The 12,180-nt window shown below is 62.8% G+C and carries 11 protein-coding genes; all 11 read right to left on the minus strand.

What is annotated here, in order from left to right; all coding sequences use genetic code 11:
* Positions 1–71: 71 nt before the first annotated feature.
* A complete protein-coding gene (locus NKI24_RS26905; RefSeq protein WP_352749752.1) occupies positions 72–1,253 on the minus strand; it encodes an aldose 1-epimerase family protein in 1,182 nt (393 codons plus the stop codon).
* Between the two features lie 34 nt (positions 1,254–1,287).
* A complete protein-coding gene (locus tag NKI24_RS26910; RefSeq protein ID WP_352749807.1) occupies positions 1,288–2,070 on the minus strand; it encodes an ATP-binding cassette domain-containing protein in 783 nt (260 codons plus the stop codon).
* The gene (locus tag NKI24_RS26915; RefSeq protein WP_352749754.1) at positions 2,067–3,071 is read right to left on the minus strand and encodes an ABC transporter permease; all 1,005 of its coding nucleotides are present in this window, start codon (positions 3,069–3,071) and stop codon (positions 2,067–2,069) included. The genes NKI24_RS26910 and NKI24_RS26915 overlap by 4 nt, the downstream gene beginning before the upstream one ends.
* Positions 3,072–3,132: 61 nt before the next feature.
* On the minus strand, positions 3,133–4,074 hold the full coding sequence (locus tag NKI24_RS26920; RefSeq protein ID WP_352749756.1) for a sugar ABC transporter substrate-binding protein: 942 nt from the start codon (positions 4,072–4,074) through the stop codon (positions 3,133–3,135).
* A 37-nt stretch (positions 4,075–4,111) separates the two neighbouring features.
* Positions 4,112–5,026 carry a sugar phosphate isomerase/epimerase family protein gene (locus tag NKI24_RS26925; protein WP_352749758.1) on the minus strand — a complete coding sequence of 305 codons (915 nt, stop codon included), beginning with the start codon at positions 5,024–5,026 and terminating at the stop codon, positions 4,112–4,114.
* 26 nt (positions 5,027–5,052) lie between these two features.
* The gene (locus NKI24_RS26930; RefSeq protein WP_352749809.1) at positions 5,053–6,141 is read right to left on the minus strand and encodes a Gfo/Idh/MocA family protein; all 1,089 of its coding nucleotides are present in this window, start codon (positions 6,139–6,141) and stop codon (positions 5,053–5,055) included.
* Positions 6,142–6,191: 50 nt separating this feature from the next.
* The gene (locus tag NKI24_RS26935; protein WP_352749760.1) at positions 6,192–7,265 is read right to left on the minus strand and encodes an ABC transporter ATP-binding protein; all 1,074 of its coding nucleotides are present in this window, start codon (positions 7,263–7,265) and stop codon (positions 6,192–6,194) included.
* Between the two features lies 1 nt (position 7,266).
* Complete coding sequence (locus NKI24_RS26940) at positions 7,267–8,358, minus strand: ABC transporter ATP-binding protein (RefSeq protein WP_352686258.1); 1,092 nt, start codon at positions 8,356–8,358, stop codon at positions 7,267–7,269.
* A complete protein-coding gene (locus NKI24_RS26945) occupies positions 8,355–9,314 on the minus strand; it encodes a carbohydrate ABC transporter permease (RefSeq protein ID WP_352749763.1) in 960 nt (319 codons plus the stop codon). Before NKI24_RS26945 ends, NKI24_RS26940 begins: the two co-directional genes overlap by 4 nt.
* A complete protein-coding gene (locus NKI24_RS26950) occupies positions 9,311–10,171 on the minus strand; it encodes a carbohydrate ABC transporter permease (RefSeq protein ID WP_352541114.1) in 861 nt (286 codons plus the stop codon). The genes NKI24_RS26945 and NKI24_RS26950 overlap by 4 nt, the downstream gene beginning before the upstream one ends.
* Before the next feature lie 78 nt (positions 10,172–10,249).
* Positions 10,250–11,863: an extracellular solute-binding protein gene (locus tag NKI24_RS26955; protein ID WP_352749765.1), complete on the minus strand. Its 1,614-nt coding sequence runs from the start codon at positions 11,861–11,863 to the stop codon at positions 10,250–10,252.
* Between the last annotated feature and the right edge of the window lie 317 nt (positions 11,864–12,180).

Here is a 12,180-nt window from a genome sequence, read left to right on the forward strand (position 1 = left end):
CGGCCGCGAGCCCTCCCCGCTCCAGCCGGAACCAGCCTCCCAACTGGTGTCCCGTATCATCTTCGCCATTATCACGACCTGCCTCCAAGAACAGGAAAACGGCCCGACGGCTGGGGATAATCCTGCTGCGGCTGCCTGGCGATTGCCGCGATCCGGCTCTCGGCGGCGGCGATCTCGCCGGCGCCGTCGAGAACCCGGAACACGGCATCGTAGGAGCGGCTCTCGCCGTGCTCCAGCCAGATCATCTCGCCGCGTTCGCGCGCCGCCAGATTTCCCAGCACATGATGCGTCGAGGGCTCGATCCCAAGCGCGTACTGCCCGGCCTGGAAATTCTGCCATTGATAGGCGCAGGGCAACTGGTCCTTGCGCGTGACCACCTCGAAGCCGAGGCCGAGCCTGTCGTTGACCACCGCCACAGGGACTTCGCCGGTGCTGTCGGCGCCGAGTTCGTGCTGCCAGACCTGTTCCTTGAATCCCGGTTGCGGCGCCGGCACCGTGCGGTACCCAACCTTCTGCACTTCATAGCGCTCGCCGGCATGGCTTGCCCAGACGACGTCGCGGATCGGCGCCAGGTAGCGCGCGCCCTCGTCGAGCACCGGATGGCTGACATTGATGTGGTAGAAATACATATGCGGCGTACGGTTGAAACCGTGATTGACGACACGGTCCGAAAGCCGGATCTCGTTGCCGCCGACATCGGCCTCGATCCGCCGCAGCAGGTGCAGATCCTCGCCGAATACAGTCGATTGCTGGACGATGCCTTCGGCCCACAACACGCAGCGGTCGCCGTCCCAGGTCTCGCCATAGCCGGTCAGCCGCGCCGGAATGGTGCTGACGCGGCCGTGCAGCGAATGGCGCACCGTCGTCTTCGGCGGGTAGTTGTAGGTATCGGCCGGTACTTCGTTCATGAACAATATATGGTCGAGGCCGCAGGTCAGCAGAAGGCCGGAAAACGACCGCGCCCACGCCAATCCCTCCTCGCCTTCATACTCGTGCAGGCCGGGATGGCGAAAACCGCTCGGCGAGTGCCAGCCGATCGCCTGGCCCCTGAAATCGCAATCGGCGATATCGAGCGCCCGGTCGACCAGCGCGGTGAAGCGCAGGCCGGAGCCGGTGCGGAATTCGAGCATGCGGATGCCGCGCTCGACGCCGTCGCCGAGCGTCATCAGCCGCACGCCGGCGAACTGCGACAGCATGCCGGACCGTTCCGAGACCTGCCGGCGCGACAGCGTCTTGCCGTAAAGCTCTACCATGTGACGGCCAGTTCTTTCACTTTGCTCCCGTCCTTCACTTCGCTCTCGTCTCCTTGAGCAGGGCCGACATGTCGGCGCCGGTGATGATGCTTTCCACGGTCAGCAGGTCGGTGTCGGCGACCGTCTGCTCGGCGACGATCTCGCCGCGGCGCATGACGATGATGCGATCGGCGACCTGGAAGACGTGATGGATGTTGTGGGTGATCAAAAGCACCGAGTGACCGGCGTCGCGCACTTCCTTGACGAAGCGCAGCACGCCGTGCGTTTCCTCGACGCCGAGATTGTTGGTCGGCTCGTCGAGGATGATGACCTTGGCGGCGAACTGCATGGCGCGCGAGATGGCGATCGACTGACGCTCGCCGCCTGACAGCGTGCTGACCAGCGCATCGGCGTCGAGTTTCTTCGAGATGCCGACGCGCTTCAATAGAGCCGACGCAGCATCGCGCAATCGAGCGAGATCGAGCGGCGCGAACACGCCAAGCCATTTGAGATTGACCGGCTCGCGGCCGAGGAAAAGATTGCGCGCGATGCTGAGATCGGGCGCCAGCGAGGTGTCCTGGTGGATGGTCTCGATGCCGAGATCCATCGCATCGCGTGTCGAGCCGATGGAGACCTTCTGGCCGCGCACATAGATCTCGCCGCGATCGACGGGAAAGACCCCGGAGATCGCCTTGATCAGCGTCGATTTGCCGGCGCCGTTGTCGCCGAGCAAGGCCACCACTTCGCCCTCATTGAGCGCGAAGGACGCGTTCTTCAGGGCGCGGACGCTGCCGAAGGATTTTTGCAGGTTCTGCAGCCGAAGCACTTCCATCGTCAGCTCCTGGCGGCGTTCTTCTGCAGCAAAGCGTGCAGGATGAGCATGGCAAGGATGATGACGCCGACGAAGATGTTATAGGCGAGCCCAGGCACGCCGATCAGCACGATGCCGTTGCGGATGCTGCGCAGCATCAGCGCGCCGACGATGGTGCCTAAAATGGTGCCGCGTCCACCGGTCAGCGCGGTGCCGCCGACCACCACCATGGCGATCACTTCGAGCTCGTACCCGGTGCCTGCCACCGGCGAGGCGGCAGAGATGCGAAAGGCGCTGATCATGCCGGCGAGACCGGCCAGCACCGAGGTCAGGATGAACAGCCAGATCTTGACCGCATCGGCCGGCACACCGCGCGCTACGGCGGCGTTACGGTTCGAGCCGATAGCGCTGATCCAGTTGCCGAGCTTGGCGTAGTGCAGCACATAGATCGCCAGTAGCGACAGGCCGATGAACCACCACAGCGAGGTATAGAAACGGAACGTTCCGATATTGAAGCTGCCGGCCAGCAGCGTCACGAAGAAGCCTGGCTGGTTCCAGGATTTCAGCGGAAAGCCTTGGGTGATGTAAAGCGCTGCCCCACGCACGACGAGCAACATCGACAGTGTCACCAGGAAGGAGGAGATGCCGATCTTGGTGACGATCAGGCCGTTGATCGCACCGATCGCTATGCAGAGCAGCAGGCCGGCCAACAGCGCGACGCCAATATCAAACCCGCCGTTCTGCACCAGCAGCATGACCACGACCGGCGCTAGCCCGAACACGGCACCGACCGAAAGGTCGAACTCGCCCGCCGTCAGAAGCAGCGTCATGCCGAGCGCGATGATGCCGAGCTCGGGCAGGAACGCCATCATGTTGGAGATGTTGAGCGGCGACAGGAAATTGGCGTCGGCGATCCCGAACACCGCCAGCAGGACAATCAGGATGACGAGCGAAGAGAACTGCGGCGAGCGCATCAGGCTCGACCTGCGTTTGGCACGCGGCATTTCCTCTTCTGCGGCAATTGTCATGACTGTTTCGACCATATTTCAAGGTGACGCCCGCCGCCTGCGCGGCGAGCGTCAATTTCAATCACTTGTTGTAGAGTTTCAGGATCGGTTCGACGCTCGACGCGTCGTAGAGGCTGAACGTGTGGATGTCGTAGCCGATCGGTTCGCCAGCGGCGGCCAACCCGAGCAGCGCCACCGGCATGAAGCCCTGCGCTGACGGGAACTGCCAGGCAGCCGCGTTGATGAACCCAGACTTCACTGACTCGGCCGTTTCCTTCGAATTGCCCCAGCCGACGACCGGGATTTTGCCGGGCGGCACGCCGGCGCCGTCGAACACCCGCTTGACGCTGGCCGCGACGGAATCGCCGAGCGCGATGATCGCCGGCGGGTTGTTGGCGACCATGTAGTCGGTCATCTTGGCGATGATGCCGGCCGGATCGGTGCCGCAATCGACCACATCATATTTGATGCCGAGCGGATCGAAGACGCTGGCGATGCCTTCGGTCTCGAGCTGCTGGTAGCTGGCGCCCGGCACTTCGACCGGCAGGAACACTTTGTCGCCCTGCTTCACCATCTTGTGGTCGACCAGATATTTCGCCCAGATGACACCGGCTTCCTTAAGGTCGGCGCCGACATAGGCCTGCCGGCCGGTTGCCGGATCGTCGGTATTGAAGAACACGATCGGGATGCCGGCCGCCTTGGCTGCCTTGACCTCCTCGGTCCACAGGCCGGGCTGCGCCGAGGTGGTGGCGATGCCGTCCGGTTTGGCGGCAAGGGCCGAGTTGAAGGCCTCCTTCTGCGCCGCCATGTCGCCGCCGCTGAACGAGATCTTGCAGGTCACCTTGAGCTGGTCGCAGGCCTTGGTCGCGCCGGCATTCCAGTCGATCCAGAAGGCATCCGACGGGCCGCCATGCGACAGCAGGTAGAACGTCTTCTGGGCGTCCTGCGCCAGCGCCGGTGTACCCAGCGCCACACCGGCGAGAACCGTCGCCGCGGCAGCGATTTTCAACGCGAATTTCAACATTTCTCTTCCTCCCTTGTTTCGTAGCCGAACCGCGCCATCACAGTCCGTTGGCGCGGAATTTTCCGTCGAGGAATTTCTTGGCACGGGGCACGTCGTCTTCCGAAAGATGCTCGATGATGACCGGGATGTTCGGATGCTTTTCGGCCAGCCGCTTGAGATAGAGGTCGTAATTCAGCGAACCGAGGCCGGGGGCCGGCAGCTCGATCTCGCCGACGCCGCGGAAGGTGTGGCTCTCCAGCGCGTCCTCGTCGCCGATGTCTGCGTGTTTTTCCGACTTGTCGCCGCCGGAACGCTTGACGTCCTTGGCGTGGGCAATCTTGATCTTGTCGGCCAATGTGTCGAACACCTGGTTCAGGATCTGGTCCATCCTGTCGATGTTGTGCGTTTCGAAATAGTTGGTCGGGTCCATCAGCAGGCCGAGGCCTGGGTGGTCGACCTGCGCGAACATCCTCACCGTCTCCTCGACCGAACCGACGACATTGTTGACATAGGTTTCGAGCAGGAAGACCGCGCCGTGGTCATAGGCGGTCTGGGCAAGGTCGGCGATGACCTTGCGGCATTCCTCAAAACCTTCCTCGGTCTTGTTCTTCGGGTGATGCACCCAGTCGGACTCGGTGTTGTAGGTACCGGTTTCCGAGATCACGTAAGGGGTGCCGAAATGGCGCGCATTGCGGATGATCTCCTTCAAATAACCGACGCGCCGCTCGCGCTCGGCCATATCCGGATGGATGATGTTGGTGTAGCCCGATACGCAGCAGATCGGCAGATTGTGGTCGCGGAACGTATCGCGGACAGTCTTGGCCTTGTCCTTGGTGATCTGTCCGGCGGAAAGGTCGATATCCCTGAAATGTAGGTCGAGCTGCACGGTGTTGAAATCGAGCGCACGGATCTTCTGCGCGGTTTCCTTGAGGCCATACGGGAAATAACCCGTGAAGATACCTGCCTGCATCATGGTGTGAAGTCCTCCCTGTAAGTAATTCAGTCAGTTGATATTTCGGAAAGTTTGACTGTCCGGCCCATGTCGATCGAGCGATAGCCGGCTTCGACCAGCGCCATGGTCTTGACGTTGTCGGCGACCGAGAGCGCCGGCGGCTCGCCCGTCTTAACCGCGTGCTGGAGTTGCTCCATGACGCCGATGAAAGCATGCGGGAACCACATCGTGTCCCAGCTTGGCGTCACCCATTCACCACCGGTGGTCTCGGTCGAGGCATAGGTCAGCGTCGAGGCAGCGCCAGTCGGCCAGCCGATGGTGCCCTTGGCGACGCCCTTGGTGCCGTCGACGCGCCAATTGATGTGCTGGTCGTCCTTGTAGCCCTCCTGGCGCGGACCGGACCAGACATCCTCAAGCGATACGGCGAGCACGCCCGACGGGAACTTTATCGTCGACACGGTGATGCCGTCCGAATGATCGAAGCGGGTGCGCGGGTCCTTGCGGGTCAGGGTGGTGATCTCCAGGGGATCGCCGAACAGAAAGCGCAGTACGTCGAGATGGTGGACGCTCATATTGGCGAGCGTCAGCCGGTCATAGTCCTCGAGGAAGCTCTGCCAGTGCGGGATCGCATGCATGTCGATCTGCGCGAAGACGATGTCGCCGAGCGCGCCGCTCTCGATGATCTGCTTCAAGACGCGCATCGATTGGTCGTAGCGCATGTTCTGGTTGACCGAGAGGACCTTGCCGGCCCTGGCCGCCTCGTCGCGCAGCTTGACGGCTTCATTGAGCGACAGCGCCAGTGGCTTCTGCGCCAGGATAGCCTTGATATGCTTCTGCTTCAGCGCATGACGGATCAGCGCCGGCTGCTGGTCCGGCGGAAAGGCAAGATCGATGATCTCGACATTTTCGTCCTCGATCAATTGTTCCGGCGTGTCGTGGACGGTCGGTATATCCCAGCGCTTGGCGACCTTCTCGGCGCTGGCCTTGGTCCGCGAGGCAATCGCCACCACCGGAAAACCGGCTTCCTTGTAGGCGGCAAGGTGACATTCGGCCATGATCATGCCGGCGCCAACGCAGCCGATCCTGTATTCTCTGGTGCGGACTTTAACGTCCGGCTCGAAGCCGTTGCCCACCATTTCTTGGCTTGCCATATGTTCCTCCCGAAGCTAGTTCCTTGCAGCCGCCGTCATCGCGCCAAGGCTCCCCCGCTCTGTCCGAAATAATGCACCCTGCCCGGCTCGCAGGATATCACCACCATCGCGTCCGGCCTGATGTCCGGCTGGCCGCGTAACAGCGCCCGCAGACGCGTCTTTCCGGCGGCGAGCGTCACCACGGTGTAGCCGCCGAGCGGCTCGACCTCGAACACTCGCGCCGGGCGGCCCGCGCCCCCCTCCGGCATTCCACCCGACCAAGACCTGACCTTGATGTCTTCCGGCCTGAGCCCGATCTCGACGGCATCGGCCGGCGCAGCCTTGTCCGCGATACGGACTGTGCCTTCCGCCGCCTCCACGCCTTCAGCGCCGTGCACCGACTTCAATATGTTCATCATCGGCGACCCGAGCAGCCGCGCCACATAGGTGCTGGCCGGCCGGTCATAGATCTCGGCCGGCGCGCCGATCTGCCTGATCTTGCCGTTCTCCAGAATGGCCATTCGGTCGGCGACCGACATCGCTTCTTCCTGATCGTGCGTGACATAGATCAGCGTCTTGCCGAGCTCGCGCTGGATGCGCTTAAGCTCGACCCGCGTCTCCTCGCGCAGCCGAGCGTCGAGCGCCGAAATCGGGTCGTCCATCAGATAGGCGGTGGGGTCGCGCACCAGCGCGCGGGCAATCGCCACGCGCTGCCGCTCACCTCCGGAAAGCTGTGCCGGCGGCTTGTGCAGGATATGGCCGATATGCAGCTTGGCCGCGACGTCGGCGACGCGCTTTTCGATCTCGGCTTCGGCGACCCGGCGTTCGACCAGCGGAAAGCGGATGTTGTCGCGCGCGCTCATATGCGGAAACAGCGCCAAATTCTGGAACACCATGGCGACGTTGCGGTCGGCCGGCGACACTGTGTTGACCGGCTTTCCGCCGATCAGGATCTCGCCCGCGTCCGGGGTTTCCAGCCCGAGCACCAGACGCAGTATCGTCGACTTGCCCGACAGCGGCGGCCCGAAGAAGCAGAAGAACTCGTTGTCGTCGACCGCGAATGACGCATCGTCGACGGCCAGCGTGTTGCCGTAGCGTTTTGTCACATTATGGAAAACGATATCGGCCATCTCAACCTGCTCTCAATGCAAGACCGGTGGCGGCGTCGAAGACGCGCACCGCCTCCGCCGCCGGCGCGACGACAGCTGTCTGCCCGATCGCCAGCCCGACATCATTGTCGAACACCGCCTTCACCGCAGTCTCGCCGTCGCCAAGGTGGATGATGGTGCGCGCGCCGATCCGCTCGACGAAACTCACCGGCATGGACAGGCCACGGCCACCTTCAGCCAGCGTCACCTGCTCCGGTCGAAAGCCATAAAACACCTCGCCGCGCATCCTGCGTACGGCATCGGCGATCTCGACCGGCAGCGGCGGTGTCACGCCGAGCGGGCCGAGATCGATGACCAGACCACGGTCGCTTTCCGCCGGCCTGCCCTTGAGCAGGTTCATGCCCGGCGCGCCGATAAAGCGGGCGACGAAGACATTGGCCGGATTGTTATAGACCTCGAGCGGCGTGCCGACCTGCTGCAGCACGCCGTGGTCCATCACCGCGATGCGGTCGGCCATGGTCATCGCTTCGAGCTGGTCGTGGGTGACGTAGACCATGGTCTGCCGGAACTGCCGCTGCAACTGCTTCAATTCGGTCCGCATCACCGCCCGGAAGGCGGCATCGACATTGGACAGCGGCTCGTCGAGCAGGAAGATCGCCGGCTCCATGATCGCCGAACGGCCGATCGCCACCCGCTGCAATATGTTGACCGACAGTCTGTCCGCCTTGCGGTCGAGCAGCGGCGTCAGTTGCAGCATCTCGGCAATGGCGCCGACACGGCGGCCGATCTCGGCCTTTGGTGCGCCGCGCATTTTCGGCCCGTAGGCGAGGTTCTGCCGCACGCTCATATGAGTGAAGATCGCATAGTTCTGGAAGACGAAGCCGACGCCGCGCCGCCCCATCGGCACGCCGGCCATGTCGCGCTCGCCAAACAGGATCTTGCCGCTGGTCGGCCCTTCCATGCCGGCGATCATGTTCATCGTCGTCGACTTGCCGCAGCCCGAGGGTCCGAGCAGCGCCATGAACTCGCCGTCGGCAATGGCCAGGTCCATCGTCTTCAGCGCGGTGAAGTCGCCGAATTTCTTGACCAGGTTCTGCAGGTGGATGGTGCTCATGCCGCCACCTCGCGTACCCGGGCCATGCGTTTCATGGCAAACACCGCAGCGATGGACAGCACGATCAGTATGGCCAGCGCGATTGCCGCCACATAGCCCCAGATCAGGTCCTGGGTGGTGAGCTTGTAGATGTAGACGGAGATGGTTTCGGTAGCGACGCCGGGACCGCCGCCGGTCATGATGTAAAGCGTGTCGAATATCTTGAAGTTCTCGATCACCCTGATCGCCAGCGCGATGACGATGATCGTCTTCATCTTCGGCAGCACGATGGTGATGAAGCGCTGCCTAGGGTTGGCACCGAGCAGCGTCGCCGCCTTGATCTGGTCCTCAGTCACGCCGACCAGGCCGGCAAGCAGGATCAGGAACATCAGCGGCGTCCACTGCCAGATATCGGCGACCATGACGGCGATGAGCGCCAGCGTCGGGTCCGACAGCCAGGCGATGGTGACGGGAAAGCCTGAGATCGCCGACAGGATGTCGTTGACCGGGCCGCCTGACTGAAACAGCATGAAGAACATGTAGCCGGCCACCGCCGGCACCACCATCATCGGCATCAAGAGGATCGAGTAGAAGATCCGCTTGCCGGGGAACTCGTCGGCAAACAGTGTCGCGAGCGCCAAGCCGAGCAGGAACTCCGCCGGCACGCAGACGATCATGACGATGGCCGTGCGCTTCAGCGCACTCCAGAAGCGCGCATCGGCGGCAAGGTCGGTGTAGTTGGCGAAACTGTTCCACATCGACCAGGCGTTCCACCAGCCGGTGCCCGACAGCGGCGACCAGTCGGTCAGGCTGATGTAGAGCTGCATCAGGAGCGGGAAGACGGCGATGAACAGCACCAGGATCTGCGCCGGCAGCGTCAGCCGGAAGCCGAGCTTTGCGCCCTCGTCCGGCAGCACCGACGCCGCTTTGGAGGCTTGCATGTCGCCCTCCGAAATCGTCGCAGTCACCGCGCTCATTGCTTGAGCGCCCCGAAGGTCAGCCCGCGCACCAGATGGCGCTGGATGGCGATGCCCATGATGACAGGCGGCACTGCGGCTATCAGGCCGAGGGCTGCCTTGGCGCCGTAGAGTTGGCCGGTCATCGAGGAGGACAGCGAGGCCATGTAGACAGGGACCGTCACCCATTCGCGCGTCGTCAGAAGCAGCGCAATCAGATAGTCCGACCAGTTGAGGATGAAGACGAACAGCGCGGCACTGGCCAGCGGCGCGCGCATCATCGGCAGCGTGATGCGGATGAAGACGCGCCACCGCGAACAGCCCTCGACCAGTGCCGCCTCCTCGATCTCGCGCGGCATGTCGTCGAAGAAGGTCTTCATCAGCCAGAAGGCGAAAGGCAGCGTGACGATGCCGTAGATCAACGACAGCCCCCACCAGCTGTCGGTGAAATTGAGGAAGGCCCACATGATCATCACCGGGGTCATGACCGCCATCGGCGGAAACAGGCGAAGCTGGATCAGCGCCAGCGGCAGGTTCTGGCCCGAGCCGAAGCGCGACAGCCCGTAGGCCGCCGCGGTGCCCGCCGACATGGCGATTGCCGTACCGAATGTGGCCGACAGCAGCGACGACAGGATCGGCTTCAAAGCTGTGCGGTCGAGGGCGACGATCAGATTGTTGGTCGATTCACCGAAGACGAAGCGGAAATTGCTGAGTGTCGGGTTCTTCGGCCACCATGTCAGGTCGGCGCCGGTCGCCGACCATTCGGCGATCGGCTTGAACGCCATCGACACCATCCACAGGATCGGCACCAGCGTCACCGCCATCGCCGCAAGGATCGCGGCATAGCGGAATATCTCGAAAGGAACTGAACGCTTCATCTTGCGGCTTTGCTGGGCCCTTCGTTGCCGAGGGGAAGAGCGACCGCTCCTCCCCTTCTTGGTAGGATCCTGGAAGGATCAGGCGATCGGATCGAGGACGGTCGGCCAGGCCTCCTTGTTGGTCTTGATGGCTTCGAGAAGCTTCTCCTCGCCGGTGCGGCGGGCAATCTTCTTCCACTCGGCCTCGGTGTCGGCCATCGCCTGCTCGGCTGTCTTGGCCTTGGTCAGCGCGGCGACGAGGTTCTCGTCCAGCGCGTTGTGGAAGGCGGTAGCGCCGGGATAGTTGATGGTGGGCACGGTGCGGGCGACCGTCTCTCGCACCACGTCCATGTGGTAGGCGTGATAGGTCTGGCGAACCAGCGGATCCGAGAAATCCGATAGCCGGAACGGATCGAAGTAGCCGCCCGGATTGGCAGTCATCCAGGCGTAGATGCGGCTTGAGCCCAGCCACTGCAGGAACAGGTAGCAGGCCTCCGGATTCTTGGCTTGCGAGGACACCGACGCCGACAGATTGAGCCACAGCACCGACCGGCTGACCAGCTTGCCGTCGATTTCGCGGCCGGGCGGCAGCATCGAGCCGATCTTGCCGGTGACAGCTGAATCCTTGTTGCCGGCATTGTCGAGGAATTTCGGCAGATTGGAGAAGGCGCAGGTCATGGCCGCGCCGCCCTTGGCGAAATTGCCGTACTGCTCCGGCCAGCCCCAGGAGATCGCATCCGGCGAATGGTGCGAAAGCGAAGCGATGTACTCGCTGGTCGCCGCGATACCTTGCTCAGAATTGATCAGCGGCTTGCCGGCATCGTCGAACAAGAACTGATTGGGCGAAGCCATTGAGACATAACGCTGATACCAGTTGGTGTAGCCCCAGCCCTGGTTGCGCAGATCGGTCGAGCCGAACAGGCCCTTGTCCGGGCGCTGAAAGAAGGCCGCGATATCGTCATGCTGCTTCCACGTCTTCGGCGCCGCCAGTTCATAACCGTATTTGTCGGAGAAGGCCTTCTTCTCGTTTGCGTCGCCGAACAGATCGGTACGGTAGACCCAGGTCTGGAAGTCGCCATCCAGTGACACGCCATAGGTCGAGCCGCGATACTGATTGAGCAGCGAGACGCCCTTGGCGCCGTCGACATAGCCGCGCTCGGGATCGTCCCATTCCGGCTTGTATTGCGCGACGAAGTCGTCGAGCTTGAGGATGCCGCCGGTTTCGGCGAGGTCGCCAAGGCGGTTCCATTCGACCGCGTAGATGTCATACGCCCCACCCTTGGTGGAGATGTCCTGCATCGTCTTGGTGAATTCCTGGCCGTTTGGCACACCGACGATTTCCAACGGAATGCCGGTTTCCTTCTCCCAGAGATCCTTGATCGACGGCGCGCCGGCCGGAAACGGCTGGGTTAGCTGGCCGATCGAGCCGTCGGACAGGCCAAGCACGATCTTGGCCGGCGCCTTGCCGGCGCCCTTCATCGCCTTGGCTGCCTCGATGGCGCGACCCTCGGGCGTGTCGGCGCCATATTGATAGCGTTCCGAGCCGTCGAAGCCCGTCGGGCCACCGATCATGCCGGGCGCCAGGGCATCGGCCGCATAGGCACGGCTCGGGCGAATGAATTTCGGTGCGATACCCGCGGCAGCAACAAGGACTGCCGCCTTTCCACCGGACGCCAGCAAACGGCGCCGCGACACGCGGATCAAATTCGACATTGGAACTCCTCCCTCAGGGCCTTGTTCCTCCACGGCCCTTATGATGGATATTGACGTCACTATACGAAGCCTGTCAACATCATAAATAATCAATACACCTCATAACATCTCATGGGAGGGGAAGGATGGCGTTTATCAAGGCTCTCACACTGAAGCCGGTGCTTGAATTTGAGGGAGCCCGGCTGCCCACCTCCCCGCTTTGGTCTGCTTGGGCATTTTGGTGTAGCGCAGCGGCTAGCGCATCGGCCAAGGCCGGTTACATCATTTCCCATCAGAATCGCGGACGGCGATGAAGCCGCTCTCCGACGGTGGACCCA

The sequence above is a fragment of the Mesorhizobium sp. M0701 genome (genome assembly GCF_040320365.1).
In the GTDB taxonomy this organism is placed as follows: Bacteria; Pseudomonadota; Alphaproteobacteria; order Rhizobiales; family Rhizobiaceae; genus Mesorhizobium.

Bases quoted from the DNA above. Each gene is read 5' to 3' on its own strand.
- NKI24_RS26905 (WP_352749752.1), bottom strand. From the start codon at position 1,253: ATGGTAGAGCTTTACGGCAAGACGCTGTCGCGCCGGCAGGTCTCGGAA.
- NKI24_RS26915 (WP_352749754.1), bottom strand. From the start codon at position 3,071: ATGACAATTGCCGCAGAAGAGGAAATGCCGCGTGCCAAACGCAGGTCG.
- NKI24_RS26920 (WP_352749756.1), bottom strand. From the start codon at position 4,074: ATGTTGAAATTCGCGTTGAAAATCGCTGCCGCGGCGACGGTTCTCGCC.
- NKI24_RS26925 (WP_352749758.1), bottom strand. From the start codon at position 5,026: ATGATGCAGGCAGGTATCTTCACGGGTTATTTCCCGTATGGCCTCAAG.
- NKI24_RS26930 (WP_352749809.1), bottom strand. From the start codon at position 6,141: ATGGTGGGCAACGGCTTCGAGCCGGACGTTAAAGTCCGCACCAGAGAA.
- NKI24_RS26935 (WP_352749760.1), bottom strand. From the start codon at position 7,265: ATGGCCGATATCGTTTTCCATAATGTGACAAAACGCTACGGCAACACG.
- NKI24_RS26940 (WP_352686258.1), bottom strand. From the start codon at position 8,358: ATGAGCACCATCCACCTGCAGAACCTGGTCAAGAAATTCGGCGACTTC.
- NKI24_RS26945 (WP_352749763.1), bottom strand. From the start codon at position 9,314: ATGAGCGCGGTGACTGCGACGATTTCGGAGGGCGACATGCAAGCCTCC.
- NKI24_RS26950 (WP_352541114.1), bottom strand. From the start codon at position 10,171: ATGAAGCGTTCAGTTCCTTTCGAGATATTCCGCTATGCCGCGATCCTT.
- NKI24_RS26955 (WP_352749765.1), bottom strand. From the start codon at position 11,863: ATGTCGAATTTGATCCGCGTGTCGCGGCGCCGTTTGCTGGCGTCCGGT.